This is a genomic window from Streptomyces sp. ITFR-21 (assembly GCF_031844685.1).
Lineage (GTDB): Bacteria > Actinomycetota > Actinomycetes > Streptomycetales > Streptomycetaceae > Actinacidiphila.
Window position 1 is genome coordinate 231,862 of record NZ_CP134606.1, and the last position, 17,835, is coordinate 249,696.

Below are 17,835 nucleotides of genomic sequence, written 5' to 3' on the forward strand. Positions count from 1 at the left end.
AACTAGTAATCAGACTACACGTCATTTTCGAGATATGCAACGCAACGGCTAGGGCTCTTCGACCACGGACGTGCTCCGCGGCCTCCGGCTCCGGGCCCGGAGCACCTGGTCGGACCACGGAGCCCCTGCGGGCCCCACGGGGTGCTCGGGGATGGTGATCTCGTCGTGGGTGCAGCCGCCCTCGGCCAGGCGCTCGGCGTGCTTGCGCGGGTTGGGGCACTGCTGACGCTCGTGCTCGCCCCGCCAGTACCGCACCTTCAGCTTGTACCCGGACCCCCCTTCGCTGCGGCGCTGCGCCCGGTAGCGTTCACCGGCGTCCGGGTCCACCCACACCGTGGTGACGTGCCCCGAATCGGTGATCCCACGGCGGCGGTCGGAACGCTGGTCGCGCGGCTTGGCCGTATGAACCTCTTCGGCCAGGACGTGCACCGAGGATCGCTTGTGCTGCGTCAGCAGCTCCCAGAGGCTGCGCACATGCCGGATCAGCAGCTCCTCGCGCGCCAGCCGCCCTGTTCCCGCGCGATGCCGGTCGGGGTGCTCCGGATCGCGCAGCCGGGCCGCCGGCTCCAGGACGTCTCCGGGGCGCAGCAGCAGCGTGCTGTAGGGCGAGAAGGGAAGCGACAGCAGCGACTGGTCGCACGTCAGGGGAGTCACCCAGGTCCATGGCGTTCCGCCCTGCGGGATCGCCAGCGGCTTCAGATCCCGGCCGGCCCCCAGGCGCCCCCACCCCTCCTCCAGTGCGGGAGCCCACGGTCCCCACACGTAACCGACGATGCGTTGGCCAGTGGGCAGCGGCAGCGTGAAGGGGGTGTCGAGGAACAGCATCCCCCGGCCGCCCGAGGGGAGATGGCGCGGGTCGAACGGAGTCGTCTGCCGGCCGGCGCGTCGCTCGACCCGCCGCAGCGCCAGCTGGGCCACCGAGTCGGTGATCTGCACCAGCCGGGCGGACGCGGCCCGGTCCGCCTCCTGCCGGAGCTGGGTGACGACAGCCGCTTCCAGGCCCCCCGGGTGCCAGTAGGGAGCCAGCGGCTCGCGCCCCTTGCGGTACACCGTGGCCTTCGTCATGGCCCAGTCGATGTTCGCGGTGTGCGCGGCCACATAGCGGCGCCGCCAGGTCTGGATCCGGTGCCAGTCGAGCGGGCCCCAGGCCGAATGCTCAGCGCTGGCGAGGCAGGCGCCTGTGGGCGTGCCCGAGTCGGCGTCGAGATGAAGGAGGGTGCGGAACCGGCGCACCTCCTCCTGGACATCGGTGACGACACCGTCGGTGGTGTCCATGGTCATGATCTGGTGTGCGTCGTCCGGGTCGACTGCCCACTCCATGCCGGCGATCTGCGACAGGGTCGCGCGCACGGTCTCGTCGTCCGCGATCTCAAGGAAATCGGCGATGTACCGCTGCGCACTGCGGGCCGGAACGTCGGCAGCGGCGAAGCGAAGCAGGCGCTTGAGCAGCGATCCGCCCGGTCCGTGCTGCACGCCCGACATCGCGAGCAGCCGGTCGTTCACCCGTCCGTCGGCCAGAGCCGCGTTCGCCAGATGGCTGTATGCCTGCCACAGAACGCTGAAGGTCTCGGAGTGGCCGGTGATCTCCTTCATCACCGCCGACAGCCGCGCGAGGTCCGAGGACTGCGTATCCGGACGGGCCGGCGGACGGACCAGCTTGCCCGCCGCGGCGTGGAGCTCCTTGTAGAGGCGGAACTGCAGTTCGGTGAGGATGCTGAGCTCACCGGAGGCCGCGCCCGGCATCTTGGCGGCGGCGGTCGCACTCGCCGGCGGCTCGGATTCGGGTACATCGGGCAGATGCGAAAACATGGTAATCCCGCCTGGGAGTCAGGAGTCTGGAGGAGTCGCAGCCGTTGCTGTCCGGGGCGACATATTGAAAGTACACCCAATCATAGAGATATGCAACGCCCCGGAGGGGTCGTCCAGTGATTCACAGGCGAGAGCCCGGGAACGCACCCGCTGGTGCGTCCCCGGGCCGCGCCGGATCAGTCCAGGTAGTCCGACACGAGGACCGCGAAGGCATCCGGAGAGAGGACTTCCACCCCCAGTTCCGCGGCCTTGACGGCCTTCGAACTGGGCTTGCCGCCTGCGGCCGGCGCCGCGACCAGAAGGGAGGTCTTGGCGCTGACACTGCTGCCGGGACGGCCGCCGGCCTTCTCGATCAGCGCGTTCATCGCGTCACGTCCCCAGCCTTCCAGCGGGCCGGTCATCTTGCCGGTCACCACCACGATCTTCCCGGACAGCGGACCCCCGCCGGGCGCTTGGGAGGCTTCCTGCGGCTCGATCATGTTCACCCCGGCACCGACGAGCTTGTCGATGACCGGGGCCAGGGCGGCGACCTGCTCGACGATCACCGGCGCCTTCTCCGGACCGATGCCTTCCACCTCCTGTAGAGCCGTGGCGTCGGCCTGCCGGATGTTCTCCATCGTCCCGAAGTGCCCGGCGATCCGGCGGGACATGCTGCGACCGGTGCCCAGCACGCCTAGGGCGCAGAAGACGCGGCTGAGCGGCCGTTCCTTCGCCGACTCGATCTGCTCGGCGAGCTTGGCGGCCCGCTTGGCGCTGCTGGTCGCCGCCGTGAGCTGGTCGAGGGAGAGCGCGAACAGGTCGGCAACGTCCGTGACGACACCGGACTCGACCAGGGCCTTCACGTACGTCTTGCCCAGGCCGTCGAGGTCGAGCATCTCCCGCCCGGCGGCGTACTCGATCAGCGCCGGAAGCGCGCACGCCGTGCCCTTCGCGCACCGCCACCGCTCCTGCCGCCGGTCGATCGGTCCACCGCAGTTGGGGCACTCCGCAGGAAGGGGTACCTCCTTGGCGTCCGCCGGGCGGAGCGGGACGACCGCGCCCTGGACGCGCGGGATGATGTCCCCGGCCTTGTAGACGGTGACCGTGTCGCCGAGGTGGAGATCGCGCCGCCGGATGTCCGCGGGGTTGTGCAGCGTCGCCCGTGTCACGGTGGAGCCGTCGATCTCGACGGGAACGAGCACCGCGGTCGGGGCGAGCACGCCGGTGCGCCCGACCTCCCACACCACGTCCTTCAGCACGGTCTGCCGTTCGACCGCGGGCAGCTTGACGGCGATCGCCCAGTGCGGGAACCGGCTGCCGATCCCTGCGGCCTGCTGCTCGCCCGCGTCGTTGACCTTGATCACCACGCCGTCGATACCGAACGGCAGTTCCGCACGGAGGGCGGCGATCTCGTCAACCCTCTGCTGCGCTTCGGCGAGGTCGGCGACGATGTGGAGCCCTGCCGCTGTGGCCGCGGTCGTCTGCACCCCGGCTTCGGACACGGCCGCCAGGATCTCGGCGTGTGTGGCCCCGGAGGGCAGGAACGGCTCCCCGGCCAGCCCGACCGCACCGTAGGCCCAGAACGTCAACTGGAGGCGGTAGGGCCGGTCCTTCGCGCGCAGAGTCCCGGCGGCGCCGTTGCGCGGGTTGGCGAAGACCTGCGCGCCGTGGGCGGTCCGTACGGCGTTGGCCGTCTCGAACTGCTCCTGGGTGAAGACGACTTCGCCCCGGACCTCCACCGTGGCCGGTACCGGAAGGTGCTCGGGAAGGCCGTCGATCTGGCCGATGACGTGGCTGATGTCCTCGCCGTGGCTCCCGTCGCCGCGGGTGATGATCCGTGTCAGGCGGCCGGCCTGGTAGCGGGCGGCGATGGCAGCACCGTCGATCTTCGGCTCGACGGTGAAACCGCCGACAGGGGCGCGGCCCAGGCGCCGCTGGAGGGATGTCCCCCAGGTGACCAGGCCCTCGGCGTCGAAGACGTTGTCCAGGCTCAACAGTCGGATGGTGTGCGCGACATCGCCGACCGGCGCCGCACCGTCGGCGACCAGGCCGGACGGCGATTCGGCTGCGTCCTCGGGGTGCTGCGCCTCCCAGGCCAGGACGGCCAGCCTGAGCTGGTCGTACGTGACATCGTCCAGCGGGCTGTCGCCGGCGGCGTAGTACGCCTGCGATGCCTCGCTCAGGCGCTGGAGCGCGGCCTCGTACGCGGCGCGGCTGGTCACCGCCTCAACGGCGGGAAGGGTCGTCATGAGGGTGATCCTCTCGTGGGGGACTGACAATGTCGGGCGCCGGTGGAAGCCGCGAGGCGGGATGCCGAGTGCTGGGCCGCCGCCACCTGGCGCCGTGTTCTTGGTGAGGGTGCTGCCGCTGGCGCGGCAGCACCCCTTGCCCGGGACGGGCCGCGCACCTACCAGTCGGGATGGAGCCGCCGGTACACGGTCCCGATGTGGGTCTCGTAGTAGGTGTTGCCCAGCGGGCCGGTGACTTCCCGGGCCGCGAGGCTGTACGGGTAGACCCTGGCCTTCGCGCCGAAGTGGCGGGCGATCTTCACTGTCACGTCCAGAAGGGCGGTTTCGTTGTCGCTGTCCCAGGCGGTGTCCGGACGGCAGATGAAGTAGGCCCATGCCCGGTCCTGGCCGAACGGCCAGCCCTGGCAACGGTGTTCGCCGGAGGGCACAAACCCCCAGGTCCGTTCGAACTCCCTCCAGTAGGCATCCACCGCCGCCAGGGGGTGGGTGGCGTAGTCCTCCCGGACGATGACGGCGTGCGGCACCTGGCGCATGGCGGTGATGCCGTGCGCCGCGTTGCCGAGTCCGCAGCCGTCGAAGTCGTCAACGGGCGCGGTGACGGTCCATACCTCGTCCTCCGTCCAGGGACCTCCGTCCTTGGAAGCGCCCTCGGCGTGAAGCCCGGGGACGACGACGGTCTGCGTGCCGTCGGCGTTGTCCCGGAGGAAGGTGGTGTTGGTCGGGCCGTCGTTGTTCAGCGCGTGAAACCCCGGGCCGGGAGTCCAGGTCGGGGCGCCCGCGAAGGCGTCCCGGGGAAAGAGGAGCGCCACTCCGACGGTCCCTCGGTCGAACCGATGACCCCTGGTCCAGGTCCTGTTGACGGCGGACTCGATGTGGCGACGCAGACTGCGCTTCACGGTTCGGCTCCTGATGGAAGGGGGGAGGGGCGCGGGGACGATGCCGACGCGGACTGACGAGAACTACAGTACAAGAGAATATAGAGATATGCAACGCCTGGATGTCGTGACCCCTCAGATGGAACTGCCCCTACTTGTCGGCGTCCCAGGGCAAGGCGATCCGGCGCTCGGGTTCGACGCTCCAGGTCAGTGACGGGAAGAGGCGGCGAACTTGCGCCTGGGCCCAGGGCCAGACCTCGCTCCATGCCTCCTGGGTGGGCTCGTTCGCCGAGACGTGCCACCCCTCCGCGCAGTGGGCGCCCTGCGCGCCGAGCAGTTCCATCACGGTGTGGGCCGGGACCTCGTCCGGGAGCGCGTCACCGTTCTCCGGCCGGTGGCAGTAGGCGTCGAACAGCCTCATTGCCAGGGTCTCGCCGTCGAGGTGATGGGCGTAGACGACCTGAAGGACGGTGCCGCGGCCCTGCGGGTCCGGGACCTCCGTGCAGACGGCCGGCGGGGGCGTCGAGTTGATGGTCATGTGTGCTCCGTTCACGGGAAGGGATCGGGTCGGCGGGTTCGGATGACGGTGCTCGGGCTGCCGGCCGCCACTTGCCGAAGCGGCGGCCGGCCCGCTCAGTACGGCCAGTAGGGGGAGCGGGATTCCGTCGGGTACAGCACGGGGCGACGCCTCTGCTCGGCCCTCGCCTTCTCGCTCCGTGAGTGTGCTGACACCTCCAGCACCCCGGGCTCTCGAAGGGAGTCGGCGCAGGAGACCGTCACCTGAGGGCCGAGCCTCAACAGTCGGGCGTTGACCGCGCAGCACGCCATCGTTGAGCTCGTCGAGATCGTTGAGCCACCACCGGTAGCTGCCCGGGTCCATGCCGTAGACCCGCATGGCGGCGGCAGCGGCCCGGGCCATGGTGCCGGTGCCGGTGCCGGTGCCGGTGCCGGGTTCCAGGAGGAGGGCGCCGGGTTCCAGGCCGGTGGCAAGGGTGATCTCGCCGACGTTGTCGGCGGCGATCGGGGGTGTGAAGAATTCGCCGGTGCTCTGCCGTTCCGTGTAGCTGCGCATCCGCGTGATCATCAGACCGAGAATGTCGTCTGACTCGGCGCGGGCGGCGTCGCTGCAGTACTCAAGGAGCCCGGCACGGATGAGGACGCGGGCGTAGTCCGCCAGCCCGCGGACGTCTTCGTCGCTGGGCTCACGGAGCCATGCGTGGAGAGGTCGGGCGGCTTCGGTGAGGTCGGGGTCGAAGGTCCAGAACGTGTTCCAGCTCGCCCTGAGCGCCTCGACGATGCCGTCGTCTCCGAGCGGGATCAGCAAGGGGCCGTAGTCGGGGCCGTCGGGCACGCTGGGGGCGCACAGGGCCAGTCCCGCCATCACGCCGACCGTGACGGCTCTGTCACCGGCTCCGCCGCGGTTCTCCCCCCACCAGGCGTGAGCTGTTTCAACGATAACTCGGGCGTGGTCCCGACCGCTCTCAGGAGCAAGGAAGCGGCGCATCCCGGCGGGGGGAATGCCGTACAACGTCATCTCGCCTGCCCGGCGAGACGGTTGAGTTCGGCGGCTGCCGGGCTGGGTACGGCGCGCCGACGGCCGCCCCGCGCCGAGCCGAAAGGCCGTTCCGCGTCGGGAGCGCCGGAGGGGTGGAAACTCGTGTCGATGATCCAGTGCGTCTCCGCGGGCAGCCGGGAGAGCCGGAATGCCCCCCGGTTCATCAGGCCGCTGAGATCGAACAGCATCAGTTCGGCGTACTGGCCGGTGACGGAACCGGCGCTGCGCTCTGCGATGACCGGGACGATCCCGGCGTGCTCGACCGGCTCGCCCTGAACCTCCAGGGCGACGGAGAACGTCGCAGCGCCGACGAGCGGGCGCAGGATCGCCTCTGTTGCCTGCCGTACGTCGGGGCGGGAGACTCCCAGGTCGCGGACGACCAAGTAGGCAAGTCCGAGGGGGTCGTGCGTGACGGAACTGGGGATGTCGAGGAGGGCCAGTTGCCGGAGCAGCGCCTCGCGGCCGAGGGTGGCCAGGTACCAGACGTGCTGATCTTCGGTGCTGAGCTTGGTGGTGTCCACGCGGGTTCACTCCAGTGTGCGTTGGGGTGGGAGGGACGATCGGTCCTGGCTCGACCGTCGTGTCGAGCCGAGGGTGCGGCTCGGTCCGTGGGCAGCCGGGCAAGGTGGGCGGGAGGCCTTCACCTCGACCGCTGCAACTACCTTACACGCAATTATCGAGTTATGAAACGTCCTTGAGTCGCGCAGGGCGCCGGTCGGCCTCCCACTTGGGGTACGGCAGCGCGGGCATCCCGAAGACTGTCCTGGCTCGCTCGGTCCTGGTGCGGCCGGCAGCCAGCAGATAGCGCAAATTCCCCGGGTGGCGAGCCGACCGGGCGCCCATCAAGGTGAGCACCTCGGTGAGCCAGAGGCCGGGATCCTCGTCCTCGCGCGGGAGCCGTGCTCCAAGAAGGTGGAGCCGGCGGATCACCCCCTGCTGCCGACCTCCCTGCTGGTGACCTTGGACTTCGACCTGGCGGTGAGAACGGACCCATCTGGCAGAAGGCACAGCGTTCGTGCCGTGCCCCTGCCGGAAAACCGGGCCCCGAGCGCTTGGTAGACGATCCCGAGGTGTGAGGGGCCTCGCATTTTCCGGACAGTGATCTGACAGTTTATTTCACGCGGCTATACGAAACTCCATGTATTCGGCGTGAACTTCTCGCGGTGGGCGGTATCCGACAGCCGAGTGGAGGCGTTTGTGATTGTACCAGAGTTCGATGTATCGGGTGATGTCCTGTCGGGCGTCCTCTCGGGTCGGGTACGTCACGCGGGAAACCCGCTCGTTCTTCAGAGCGCCGAAGAATGATTCCGCCATCGCGTTATCCCAGCAGACGCCGGTACGTCCGGATGACCGGCGGAGTCCGAACTGTTTCAGCGTCGCCGCGAGCTCGGCGGACATGTAGTTCGATCCGCGATCGGAGTGGAATATTGCACCGTCGGCGAGTTTCCTGTTCCGCGCCGCGTTGCGGATGGCCTGGGATATGAGAGGAGTTTGGTAGTGGTCGTCCATCGCGTAGCCGATGACTTCCTTCGTGCAGCAGTCGATGACGGTCGCGAGATAAAGCCATCCTTCTCCGGTTTTTACGTAGGTTATGTCGCCGACGAGTTTTTCGCCGGGCGCGTCGGCGGTGAAGTTCCGGCTGACAAGGTCCGGCACGTCGCTGGCTGCGGCCTGGGTGAGCGACCACCGCTTCGGCTTGGGCTGGCAGGGCACCAGACCCAGCTCACGCATCAGCAGGCGGACCAGCTCCAGGCCGGCGGGGCGGCCCCAGCGGACGAGCTGGGCGTGGACGCGCCGGTATCCGTAGGTGCTGTCCGACATGTCGAATGCCTTCTTGATGAGCAGTTTCAATTCCTCGCGCCGCTGGGCTGTGGCAGAATCCGGGCGGTTCCGCCATTCGTAGTAGCCGGACTTGGACACGTCGAGCCGTTCACACATGAACTCGACGGGATGCGCGTACTCCGTGGTGTCGAGCCGCATCGTTTCGATGAACCCGTACCTGCTCGCTACCGGGGATCCTTCGCGAAGTACGCCGCGCATTTTTTCAGGAAGACGTTCTCCATCTCCAGTTCACGGATACGCCGGTCCTGTTCCTTCAGGCGTGCCCGCTCATCCAGCGTCAACGGCGAACCTGCCGCTGGCTCGTTCTGCTTCTGGTACTTCTTCACCCAGCCCCGGAGCGTCTCCGGGTTCAATTCGAGCTCGCGGGCCGTCTCAGAGATGGTCCTACTGGACTGGAGTGCGACCCGGACAGCTTCCTCACGGAACTCCGGGGTGTACTTACTGGGTGGCGCCACTTCGTGCTTCCTCGTTTCCTTGACAGGACAACCCTATTGGGTCCCTGTCCGGAAGCTTCGGGGCACCTCAGTGGCCGGGGGAACCGATGACCACGCCCTTCCCGGTCGTCCGCCGTCGCGGCACTGGGTCGGCGAACGACACCAGTCCCCGTATTCCGCTTTCAGCGGCCAGCCGCATGGCCCGGGCAACGAAGAACGTCTCACCGTTGGCAGGCACGGACGCCCCCACCACCAGCCGCGCCAGTTCTGCACTCTCGGCATAGGGGACCTTCTGCGCACCGCTGGGAGCCGAGTCCCCAGGTAGTGGCGGGCGCGACCAGTGGGCCGATCCATTGACCGGCAGGGTTTCTGTCTTGTCGTCTCGTGCGGGCGACCGGCCCTGCCATGTCAGCTCAGAGTTCCCTGGCTTCGCCCAGGGGGCGGAGTATCTGGTCGGGGGGCGGCTCGTTCATCAGTCATGAACATGAGTGCTTCCACCTTGCCGCCCGTCCCGGTCCCCGCTGAGGGTGCGCCTAAGTAGCTGTTGTCGTTCCGATCGTGAGGGGTGGGCGTCGAACGGGAGTCTCGTTCGGGTGACCGTGGCCGGCTGTGGGCATGAAGGCAGGGCCTCTTGGTAGCTCGGGGTTGCGAAGCCAACCGAGATCCAGGAGACCCTGTTGCCGCAGTTGTACGTGCTCGCGCCGGTGGAGTTCAACTCGGCTGCTCTGTCGTGTGATTGTGTCGCTCACCGGTTCGGGAATGCGGCCGACCATCCGGAGCGTGTTCGGCGGTATCCCTCGGACATGACGGGCGCGGGGTGGTCGGTGGTCCGGCCGCTGCTGCCGGTGCCGGGCTGGCTGCGAGGTCGGGGCGGGCAGCCGGAGGTGTACTGCCACCGGGCGATACTGGATGCGATCCGCTATCTGGTCGACAACGGGATCAAGTGGCGGGCGATGCCGGCCGGCTTCCCGCCGTGGGACCGGGTCTATGCGTTCTTCCGCCGCTGGCGCGACCACGCGCTGATCAGAGAGTTCCACGACCGGCTGCGCGGACGGGTCCGCGAGGAAGCGGGCCGGGATGCGGAACCGACGGCCGGCGTGATCGACTCGCAGTCCGTCAAGGCGGACGCCGCCGTCGGCGCCGACAGTCGCGGCTTCGACGGCGGCAAGCTGGTCAACGGCCGCAAGCGGCACGTGGTGGTCGACACCCTCGGTCTGCTGCTGGGCGTGATGGTCACCGCGGCGGACATCGGCGACCGCGCCGCCGCGAAGGTGCTGCTTGAGCGGGTGACCGACGCTCACCACCGGCTGGAACTCGTCTGGGCCGACGGCGGCTACACCGGCAGCCTCGTCAAGCACTGCCTGACCGCCCTCGCGCTGGTCCTGGCGATCGTCAAGCGGAGCGACGACATGCGCGGCTTCGTGGTGCTGCCCAAGCGGTGGATCGTCGAGCGGCTCTTCGCCCACCTGATGCGAAGCCGCCGTCTGGTGCGTGACTTCGAACGATCCACCAGCAGCGCCGAGGCGATGATCTACTGGTCGATGACCATGATCATGACCCGCCGCCTGGCCCGCTCACGCTCCGCGCGAGGGTGAACCGGCCCGGTGCCGGCTCGGCCAGCCAGCCCCGCGCGACCAGGCGTTTCGCCTTCGACCGCAGCCCCTCCACCTTGGCCGGCATCACATCCATGCCGAACGCAGTGGCCATCTCCTGACAGGTCAGCGGCCCTTGACCGAGACGGCCCCGATCCTCGAGCGCGGCCAGGATGCGCTGGTAGTCCACCGACAGTGCCGTCCAGTCCAGCCCCTCGCGCCACATCGGAACCTGCGACCTCGCCTTCACCACCAGAGGCGCAGACGCCTCCACCTCGGCTTCCGTCACGGCACCCTCCGGCACGTCGGTGGTGACCACGCCGGCTGAGTCACCGCCCGGCGCGGACAGCACCGCACCGACACGCTCGCGGGCGATCGTCCACTCCGACCACTCCTGCTCGGCCACCGCGAGCTCGGCCTGGATACGGTCGGCTTCCTCACGCAGCCCGTCCACACGACGACGAGCGGCAAGCTCGTGCTGTTCCAGCAGTCCGACAACCGACGGCATCCGCGACCTCCACGAGAGCGACGAAACGACACCCCATCACTCCCACACCGACGCCGCCCCTACCCCTGACCAGCGAAAGCACAGTCGTCAGACTCGGAAAGACAACAGCGTCTAAGGAAAAGCGGCCCAGTCATGAGGAGAAGGCGGCACTCGCCGAAGTGCGCGCGGCTGGCGCGCGGGCCGCGGCCTGGTTGCGGTCCCTGTGCTTCAAGCAGAAGCGGGACGGACTGCTGAAGCTGGCTGCTGCTGTAGAGGAGGCCGTGACCAGCCTGGACCTGAACGACCACGACACGGCAGACGGCTATGGCGACGGCGGCGTACCGGACGAACTGCGCGACCGGCTCGATCCATCGTGGATGCTGCACGACGACGACCATCTGACTCCGGCCCAGCGCGTCGCCATCCTCGCGGTGACAGCCTGCATTTGTAACGCGGCACACCTGATCTCCATCAATCGCTTGGAGGCGAAGGACCTGCGGAGGGCGTGCGAGGTCGTTGACCATGCGATCGATGCGGCTAGCGCTTAGACGGAGGCCCCTCCGCAGCGTTGGAGGGGCCGCACCTGGTCATTCGGTCAGATCTGTGCCGGACTCCGTCCGCCGGGCTTGAGGCGGTCAGGGTGTCGGTCTGAAGTCGTCGGCGGCAGGATTCTCAAGAGCCGGGCGGCTTGCGGACGGCTGCGGCTGTCCCGGCAGGTCTTCGATCTGGGTCTTCTGGCCCTGGGCGTCAGAGCTGGTGACTAACGTGAAGGCGTAATAGCCCGTGCGTTGAGAGGACTTTCCGGTGCCGGAGACCGTTCTGCCCATCCCTGCACGGCTGGACCCGGTGCGTGATGACCACGCTTGGCCGTTTGCGCTCGTCAGCGGGGCCCTGTCGCATGTGCGGCTGCGTGTGTGGCCGACGAAGGACAGAGGTCCATTGGTGATCGCCACGGACCTGATGCTCGGCGCCGGTCTGGTCAACGACGCTGAGGCCCTGTGCCGGGCCGTGATCCGCGAGTTCGGCAATGATGCGGTCGTGGTGCGGCACTTCCCGGCCTGGTCGATGCTCGCCATGGACGGGGAGGACAAGTTCGAGAAGCTGACGCTCGACGAGAAGGGTACGGCGCACAGTCACAGCTGCACCGGCGAGGTCCTGGACGCGCTCGGGCCGTCGGTGCTCGGCTTTCCCGGAGACACGCCGCCCACGGCTTCCGAGGTCGGCGCGGCAGTGGTGCCGACGCAGAGCGTGCATGTGGCCCGAATCCTGGCCGCGCTGCTGCGGCTGACCGACACCCGCGTGATCGAGCGGCGGCCGGACGGCTATCCGACCCGCCACGCGCCGGTCACCGAAGCGGACCTGCGGCCGCTCAGCCACGTCAAGCTCGGCGCAACGGCGCTGCAGGGTTTGGCGCACTTCCTCGGCGGGGCGAACGTGAACGAGTTCGAGACCGCGGCTGGGGCGAAGCGCGACAAGAAGCTCGCAAAGATCGTGGAGAGGCTCCAGGAACAAGCGTGGGAACTGGCAGTCCTCGGCGACGAGATGGCTGCCGAGCACCGCGAGCGAGACTGACCGGCCGGTTCCGACATAGGGGGACGCCCGGATTCCGATCGTGCCCCCGCCAAGATCGCTCCCCGGTCGTATCCGCAACGTGGTCTTGCGCGCTAGCGTGAGCCGTCGGCCACCATCCGTAGTCATCCGAGAATAGGGAGCTCGAATGAGCGAGCAAGCCGTCACATACGTACGGCGGCTGAGCATTGCCGACCAGAGGGCCAAGCAGGTGCTTGTGCTGCTGGCCGAGCGCACCGAGATCAGGAGTGCTCTGCGGGACGCCGAGATCCCCGAGATCATGGGCCTCGAACTCACCCCTGCCGACATCCCTGGACTCGCGGCTCGGGTCGGACTCGACCCTGAAGGGTTTCGCGCACAGCTTCGGGGACTGAAGCAGCATGTTCGGATGGATGTCCTGGAGCACAGTGACGGCGTCTGGGAGATCGTCTACGGGCCCTCGTACACCGACCGTCAACTCTCCGCTCCGAGGCCCTCGGTCGTCACCGAAGGGAACGTAGGCGGACTGCACGCCTTCTGGCTGCCGGGCTGGGATCGCTACAGCACCTGGGGCTACGAGGAAGGTCTCGACCACTACTACGCCCGGATCATCCACAACAGCGACGACCGCGACGCCGAGCCTCGGATCTGGATCACACCGCCCGGGTACGTGACGCGGACGATCGACGAGCTGGCCCAGGCCGTTGCCGAGGCACTCGCGCCGTACGAGCCGATTCCGATGCCGGCCTCCATCATCAAGATGTACATGACCAAACCGCCCGCCTCGCGATGAGCCCGGCAGCCCGGCCTGACAGCAGCGAACAGCCGGAGGCCACCCGACTTTCAACAACTGCCCTGGCCAGCGTGGTTCGGCGGAAACTGCCTGCAAGCGTGCCATGCAGGTCGATACCGTCGTGGAATGGAATCACCGATCACGTTCGAGCGCCTGTTATCCGGCGCCAGAGACTTCGCGCACCTGGCCATGGGGGCCCACGCGGAGGGGCAGACCGAGGTCTTCCTGCTGGACGCGGGAGTCAGTGTCGAGAGGCTAGCCAAGGCCGCGCTGGTACGGGTACACCCGACGCTGCTCTCGGAGGTCAAGGGCAACGACGATATGTTGCTGCACTTCGCTGGAGCGATCACCACCCCGCCTCAGAGGTTCCACACCATCGGGGCGGCTGCGGCCATCGCCCGGTTGAGAAAGATCGGCGTTCTGCCCAGGTCGGCGGAACTGGACGCGCTGATCGAGCTGAGGAACGGCGTTGCTCACCTCGGAGCGAGCAGCGCCGACGACTACCTCGCTCCCTTCGTGGAGACGATCTGCACGCTCATCGACCACACCTGCGAGGACCGCGCCGACTTCTGGGGATCATGGTCCGGCAGCATCCAGGTGACCCTCGACGATCGGTTCAACCGGGTCCAGAAGGCTGTCCATCTCCGCGTGGATCAGGCCCGGTTCAGGATGAAGACGCGCTTCGGGAAGCTCCCCGACGGGACGGTCGAAAGTGTTGCCAGGACCATCGGCGAGACGGGACTCGTGGTCATCGACCGGAACCCGACCGGTGTCCTGTTCCGAACGCTCAGCAGGTGCCCAGCCTGCGGCACCGAAGCCGCCACGCTGTTCCTGAGGGCACCGAACACGACGCTGCTGTACGAGATGAAACTCACCGCGGAACAGCTGGTATGCGGGCTTTGCGGCCTCCGTCTCGCAGGCGAGGAGGAGATCGAGATCGCCGGCCTGCCGACCACCATGAGCTGCAAGGTCGAAGACCTCAAGGCGGTGGTCGACGATGGACCCATCCCCGGTAGTCATTTCGGACGCCCGGAACTCGGACCGTTCCCCGAGTCGCGGGAGGACAGCTGGTAGCCGCTGCCGTCCTCGGCCAGCGATGATCCGCTGCCGAGCAGCCGGGTGTTCTCCACCATCAGTCGCTGGGTGACGTTGCGCAGGGCCAGAAGGTCCGCTTCCCCGCGCCGGGCGGCTGCCAGTGCGTCGTCCCGTTCCTTGCGCAACGCATCGAGCTCCGCGTCCCGGACCGCCGTCGGCGCGACCTCCCCCAGTGCGCCGGCCGCCAGGTCCCGCACGCGAAAGACACGAAGCTCGGCGCGCGCCGTCTCCAGGTCCCGGCGCAGCGCCACGTTCTGTTCGAGCAGCATGAGGTTCTCCACCTCCAGCACCGCCTCCTTGCGGGCTGCGGTGGCCGCCGCCGCTCGGGGCCGGCTGTCGGCGAGGTGCGCCCGCACGGTCTCCGCCTCGGCCTTGAGGTCCCGGTGCCGTTGCAGGTACTGGGGGTTGACCCCGGCGCGGCGGGTGATCTCCGCGTCCGACAGAGGCTTGCGGCTCCGGCGCATGCCGGTGATGACGTCCATCACCCGTCGCCGGCATGCTTCGCTGTCCGCGCGCCGCCGCGCCGCGGCGGCCTGCCGCCCCGCGTCGAGCACGGCGGCGCGTGAGGAGCCTTGGAGGTGCTGCGTCGGGATCCGACGGCTGCGGTGGCCGGTCATCGCGCTTCCCCGGTCAGCAGGATCGGGTCGATGGTCGGCTGGTCCAGGCGCTGGCGTCCGGCCAGGACGGCCGCCACCGGGATCACCGTCAGGAACCGGTCCCGGCTGTGCAGCCAGGAATCCACCGTCGCCCTGTCGTCCTCGGTCAGCGAGCCGAGATCCGTCTCGCACTTGCCGATCAGCTCGTCGATCTGGGCGATCTCCTGGCGCAGGAGCTCCACGTTCGCACGGCTCAACGAACTTGCGGCGAGCACACTGTCATAGGCCGCTTCCAGCCGGGCCATCTGCTCAGCCTTGCCGTCACGCAGCTGGCGCAGTTCAGGCAGCTGGGTGAAGTCAGTGGTGAAGAACTTGCAGGACAGGCAGCGGTAGTACACCGGGCAGCCGCGTCCGTCGGCGCGGACGTTGTTCATCTCGTGGCAGGTGCCGCCGGGGACCGGAACCGAGCCCACGCCGGCCCGGGTGCGGGCGGCGACGTCGTCTCCTGGGCTGAGGGGCCGCAGCCGACCGCCGGTGACGTCGAACTGGTACTTGGCCGCGATGGCGCGCACCGCCTCCACCCTGCGCGGGTGCGAGACCCGGTAGTAGACCTGGGTCGTGGAAGGTTCCAGGTGCGCCATCAGGGCCTGCAGCACCTCCAGCGGAACGCCTGCGTCGGCGCGCAGCTGGGCGTAGGTGTGGCGGAAAGCGTAGGGGAAGACGCGGGACCGGTCGAAGCTGTGGCCGTGCTCGTCGACCAGCACGGTGATCCCCTTCATCCACACCTCCAGCCAGTACCGGCTGGAGCTGCTGTCGTAGGGGCGCTCGCCGAGCCCATTGGCGCGCGAGAGCCGCGGGGTGGGAAACAGCAGCGTCCTCGGGGATAGGGGCCTGCCGTCGGCATCGAACCACTGGGGGAACTCCCGGCGCAGATGCTCCTGCTGCCGGGTGACCACGGCGACGTCGGTCGGGTGAAGCGGCAGCTTGTGGCGGCGGCGGACCTTCTGCATCCAGTAGACGAGGAACGGGTAGCGGCGCCGCTCCACGTTCCCGCCCGGTGCCTCGATCTCGATGTCGTGCCACTCGACGCAGTCGAACTCCAGGTGCCGGATCTCCCACGGGCGCCGACCAACTCGCAGGGAGAGTTCGACGAAGCTGCGCGGGGTGCCGTCGGGGAGAAGGCCGAGGTTCTCCTCGTCCATGAGCTGCAAGAAAACCGTCTCCGGCAGTGCGTCCTGAGAGCGGCCCTCCAACTCGCTGTCCGAATCGTCTGGCTCCGGGTACGGCGGCACGTCCCTGGCCAGCAGGTGCACGTCCGCCGCGCCGTGCTCAGCCAGCCAGGAGCGGCCCTGGTCGAGGATGTCGCGCAGGGTGCGGACCAGGTCGTAGTGGCGCTGCGGGGTCACCAGCAGCGGGCCGGCGCCCGCCAGCGACGGAAGCAGGCGTTCGCCGACCACGGCACGGACGGGGTCGGCGAGCGCCAGGGCCTCGTAGTCAGCGGTGTCGCGTGCCCGCTGGGCCAGCCACCTCAGGTACATCGTCATGCCCGCCCGTCCGACCGTCGCCGGCTGGCGTCCCTGGCCGGGCAGCGTGCGCAGGAACATCGCGAACCACCGCGCCGCGTGGCCGACGGACTTCAGCCGCTGCGCGGACCGCCCGGAGGCAGCCATCTCCAGCAGGTACTGCTGGCCCAGGTGCAGCAGCCAGGGAGCGTGCACGTCGCTGAAGTCCACCCGTCCCCCGGAATAGCGGGAGTTGAGCACGTTGAGCCGGACCACGCGGCGGGTGTGCTCCGATTCGCGGTCAGCGTCCCGGACCGACAAGGACCGCTGCCACAGGCGCAGACAGGTCGTGGTCTGGCCCCTGGCGGGCAGATCGGCCACGAGCAGGTCGGTGACCGAGCGGTCCGACAGCCAGCGGATCGCCGACTTGACCTGCGAGGGGCTGATGCGGCCGCCCTGCCGCAGTTGGGTCTCGTAGCCGAGGAGGACCTGCCGCACCAGCACCGCGCCCAGGTCTCCCAGCGGCACGATGCCGATTGTGGTGTAGACCGCCGGCGCGGCCGGCGCCCAGCGCGCCAGGTCGGGTTTGCCCGCGTCGGACCACTGCCGCTGGTGCGGCGGGCACAGCCGTGTGGACTTCTGAAACGCCCAGCGCGAGCAGACGCGCACCACGCACTCGCCCAGGCCGGGGCGCGGGCTGGGACCGGTGGCCAGGTACTCCTCAACCGTCAGTCCCACAGCGGCCCGGGCGCCGGCGCAGCTCTTGCACAGGCCGCTCGCTTCCGCAGGTCGTGGGCAACCGACCGAGCAGCGGGTCTCACCGTAGGCGCGGCGGGCCGGCGGAGCCGGGGAGCGGGCGCACCAGGCTCGTACGTCGTCGGGAGCACCGCCCGCCCGCCACGACGCGTAGCAGCGGTGGCACAGCCAGGGCGAGCTGTCCGAGGGCCGGTGGCAGCCCGGGTGGGTGCAGGACCGCAGGGTGTGCCAGTCGGCGTCGAGCGGGAAGTGGAGATGGAGCGTGGCGCGGTCCAGGCCGTGCTCGACCAGGTACTGCCAGTCGGGTTCGGCCGCCGGGGTACCGATCGTCGAGGCTGGGGCCGGGGAGGTCATGACTCTCCGAAGAGTCGATCGCCCACGGCGTGGGCCGCGAGCGCGATCTTGGCCTCGGCGACCGTGCGGTAGACATCCTGGCTGGTGATATCGCTGTGGCCGAGCAGGCGCTGGAGGACATCGCGGGCGACGTCGAGGTCCGCGGCCGTCTCTCCGAAGGTGTGGCGGAGCATGTGCGGGTGCAGGTGGCGCAGCCCGGCTCCTGCCGCGAGGTCGGCGAGGAGGTCCTGCACCCGGCGCGGGCTGAGCGCCTCTCCGCCAGGATTCCCTGTGGGACCGGGGAAGGTGACGAAGGCCCAGGGGCTGCCGCCGGCGGGGCGGATGCCGATGCGCTCACGCATCCAGTCGGCGTACAGCATCTCCACCGGG

16 protein-coding genes are annotated in these 17,835 nt (G+C 68.9%); 5 read left to right on the forward strand and 11 right to left on the reverse strand.

Annotation, left to right across the window (positions count from 1 at the left end):
• Nucleotides 1-48 precede the first annotated feature (48 nt).
• The 7 genes from RLT57_RS31805 to RLT57_RS33650 all read right to left on the reverse strand — a co-directional run bounded on the left by RLT57_RS31805 (nucleotide 49) and on the right by RLT57_RS33650 (nucleotide 8,764).
• The gene (locus RLT57_RS31805) at nucleotides 49-1,809 is read right to left on the reverse strand and encodes a hypothetical protein (RefSeq protein ID WP_311301143.1); all 1,761 of its coding nucleotides are present in this window, start codon (nucleotides 1,807-1,809) and stop codon (nucleotides 49-51) included.
• 176 nt (nucleotides 1,810-1,985) lie between these two features.
• Complete coding sequence (gene ligA / locus RLT57_RS31810) at nucleotides 1,986-4,037, reverse strand: NAD-dependent DNA ligase LigA (protein WP_311301144.1); 2,052 nt, start codon at nucleotides 4,035-4,037, stop codon at nucleotides 1,986-1,988.
• A 158-nt stretch (nucleotides 4,038-4,195) separates the two neighbouring features.
• Entirely contained in the window at nucleotides 4,196-4,933 is a 738-nt protein-coding gene (locus tag RLT57_RS31815) for a hypothetical protein (RefSeq protein WP_311301145.1), read from the reverse strand.
• Between the two features lie 130 nt (nucleotides 4,934-5,063).
• Nucleotides 5,064-6,293: a hypothetical protein gene (locus RLT57_RS31820; protein ID WP_311301146.1), complete on the reverse strand. Its 1,230-nt coding sequence runs from the start codon at nucleotides 6,291-6,293 to the stop codon at nucleotides 5,064-5,066.
• Between the two features lie 149 nt (nucleotides 6,294-6,442).
• On the reverse strand, nucleotides 6,443-6,988 hold the full coding sequence (locus tag RLT57_RS31825; RefSeq protein WP_311301147.1) for a hypothetical protein: 546 nt from the start codon (nucleotides 6,986-6,988) through the stop codon (nucleotides 6,443-6,445).
• Between the two features lie 595 nt (nucleotides 6,989-7,583).
• The gene (locus tag RLT57_RS31830; RefSeq protein WP_399130068.1) at nucleotides 7,584-8,447 is read right to left on the reverse strand and encodes an IS3 family transposase; all 864 of its coding nucleotides are present in this window, start codon (nucleotides 8,445-8,447) and stop codon (nucleotides 7,584-7,586) included.
• 26 nt (nucleotides 8,448-8,473) lie between these two features.
• Entirely contained in the window at nucleotides 8,474-8,764 is a 291-nt protein-coding gene (locus RLT57_RS33650) for a transposase (RefSeq protein WP_399130070.1), read from the reverse strand.
• 782 nt (nucleotides 8,765-9,546) lie between these two features.
• On the opposite strand from RLT57_RS33650, the gene RLT57_RS31835 reads away from it, so the two are divergent.
• Nucleotides 9,547-10,338 (forward strand): IS5 family transposase, encoded by a 792-nt coding sequence (locus RLT57_RS31835; protein ID WP_311301149.1) that lies wholly within the window; start codon nucleotides 9,547-9,549, stop codon nucleotides 10,336-10,338.
• Here the strand turns inward: RLT57_RS31835 and RLT57_RS31840 are convergent.
• A complete protein-coding gene (locus RLT57_RS31840; RefSeq protein ID WP_311301150.1) occupies nucleotides 10,295-10,843 on the reverse strand; it encodes a hypothetical protein in 549 nt (182 codons plus the stop codon). The two genes, RLT57_RS31835 and RLT57_RS31840, sit on opposite strands and share 44 nt — an antisense overlap.
• A 260-nt stretch (nucleotides 10,844-11,103) precedes the next feature.
• Between RLT57_RS31840 and RLT57_RS31845 the strand changes: the two genes are divergently transcribed.
• The 4 genes from RLT57_RS31845 to RLT57_RS31860 all read left to right on the forward strand — a co-directional run bounded on the left by RLT57_RS31845 (nucleotide 11,104) and on the right by RLT57_RS31860 (nucleotide 14,237).
• On the forward strand, nucleotides 11,104-11,370 hold the full coding sequence (locus RLT57_RS31845; RefSeq protein WP_311301151.1) for a hypothetical protein: 267 nt from the start codon (nucleotides 11,104-11,106) through the stop codon (nucleotides 11,368-11,370).
• 256 nt (nucleotides 11,371-11,626) lie between these two features.
• On the forward strand, nucleotides 11,627-12,394 hold the full coding sequence (locus RLT57_RS31850) for a hypothetical protein (protein WP_311301152.1): 768 nt from the start codon (nucleotides 11,627-11,629) through the stop codon (nucleotides 12,392-12,394).
• Between the two features lie 145 nt (nucleotides 12,395-12,539).
• Nucleotides 12,540-13,163 (forward strand): hypothetical protein, encoded by a 624-nt coding sequence (locus tag RLT57_RS31855; RefSeq protein WP_311301153.1) that lies wholly within the window; start codon nucleotides 12,540-12,542, stop codon nucleotides 13,161-13,163.
• 126 nt (nucleotides 13,164-13,289) lie between these two features.
• Nucleotides 13,290-14,237 carry a hypothetical protein gene (locus tag RLT57_RS31860; RefSeq protein WP_311301154.1) on the forward strand — a complete coding sequence of 316 codons (948 nt, stop codon included), beginning with the start codon at nucleotides 13,290-13,292 and terminating at the stop codon, nucleotides 14,235-14,237.
• Here the strand turns inward: RLT57_RS31860 and RLT57_RS31865 are convergent.
• From RLT57_RS31865 to RLT57_RS31875, 3 genes are read right to left on the reverse strand one after another with little or no spacing between them, the layout of a single operon-like run.
• Complete coding sequence (locus RLT57_RS31865; protein ID WP_311301155.1) at nucleotides 14,180-14,875, reverse strand: hypothetical protein; 696 nt, start codon at nucleotides 14,873-14,875, stop codon at nucleotides 14,180-14,182. The genes RLT57_RS31860 and RLT57_RS31865 overlap by 58 nt on opposite strands.
• The gene (locus RLT57_RS31870; RefSeq protein WP_311301156.1) at nucleotides 14,872-17,466 is read right to left on the reverse strand and encodes a tyrosine-type recombinase/integrase; all 2,595 of its coding nucleotides are present in this window, start codon (nucleotides 17,464-17,466) and stop codon (nucleotides 14,872-14,874) included. The genes RLT57_RS31865 and RLT57_RS31870 overlap by 4 nt, the downstream gene beginning before the upstream one ends.
• A complete protein-coding gene (locus RLT57_RS31875) occupies nucleotides 17,463-17,831 on the reverse strand; it encodes a tyrosine-type recombinase/integrase (protein WP_399130075.1) in 369 nt (122 codons plus the stop codon). The genes RLT57_RS31870 and RLT57_RS31875 overlap by 4 nt, the downstream gene beginning before the upstream one ends.
• Nucleotides 17,832-17,835 lie beyond the last annotated feature (4 nt).

Excerpts from the sequence above, each read along its gene's own strand:
- RLT57_RS31805 (WP_311301143.1), bottom strand. The coding sequence starts at position 1,809 with ATGTTTTCGCATCTGCCCGATGTACCCGAATCCGAGCCGCCGGCGAGT.
- ligA (WP_311301144.1), bottom strand. The coding sequence starts at position 4,037 with ATGACGACCCTTCCCGCCGTTGAGGCGGTGACCAGCCGCGCCGCGTAC.
- RLT57_RS31820 (WP_311301146.1), bottom strand. The coding sequence starts at position 6,293 with ATGGCGGGACTGGCCCTGTGCGCCCCCAGCGTGCCCGACGGCCCCGAC.
- RLT57_RS31830 (WP_399130068.1), bottom strand. The coding sequence starts at position 8,447 with ATGCGGCTCGACACCACGGAGTACGCGCATCCCGTCGAGTTCATGTGT.
- RLT57_RS31835 (WP_311301149.1), top strand. The coding sequence starts at position 9,547 with ATGACGGGCGCGGGGTGGTCGGTGGTCCGGCCGCTGCTGCCGGTGCCG.
- RLT57_RS31840 (WP_311301150.1), bottom strand. The coding sequence starts at position 10,843 with ATGCCGTCGGTTGTCGGACTGCTGGAACAGCACGAGCTTGCCGCTCGT.
- RLT57_RS31855 (WP_311301153.1), top strand. The coding sequence starts at position 12,540 with ATGAGCGAGCAAGCCGTCACATACGTACGGCGGCTGAGCATTGCCGAC.
- RLT57_RS31860 (WP_311301154.1), top strand. The coding sequence starts at position 13,290 with ATGGAATCACCGATCACGTTCGAGCGCCTGTTATCCGGCGCCAGAGAC.
- RLT57_RS31865 (WP_311301155.1), bottom strand. The coding sequence starts at position 14,875 with ATGACCGGCCACCGCAGCCGTCGGATCCCGACGCAGCACCTCCAAGGC.
- RLT57_RS31870 (WP_311301156.1), bottom strand. The coding sequence starts at position 17,466 with ATGACCTCCCCGGCCCCAGCCTCGACGATCGGTACCCCGGCGGCCGAA.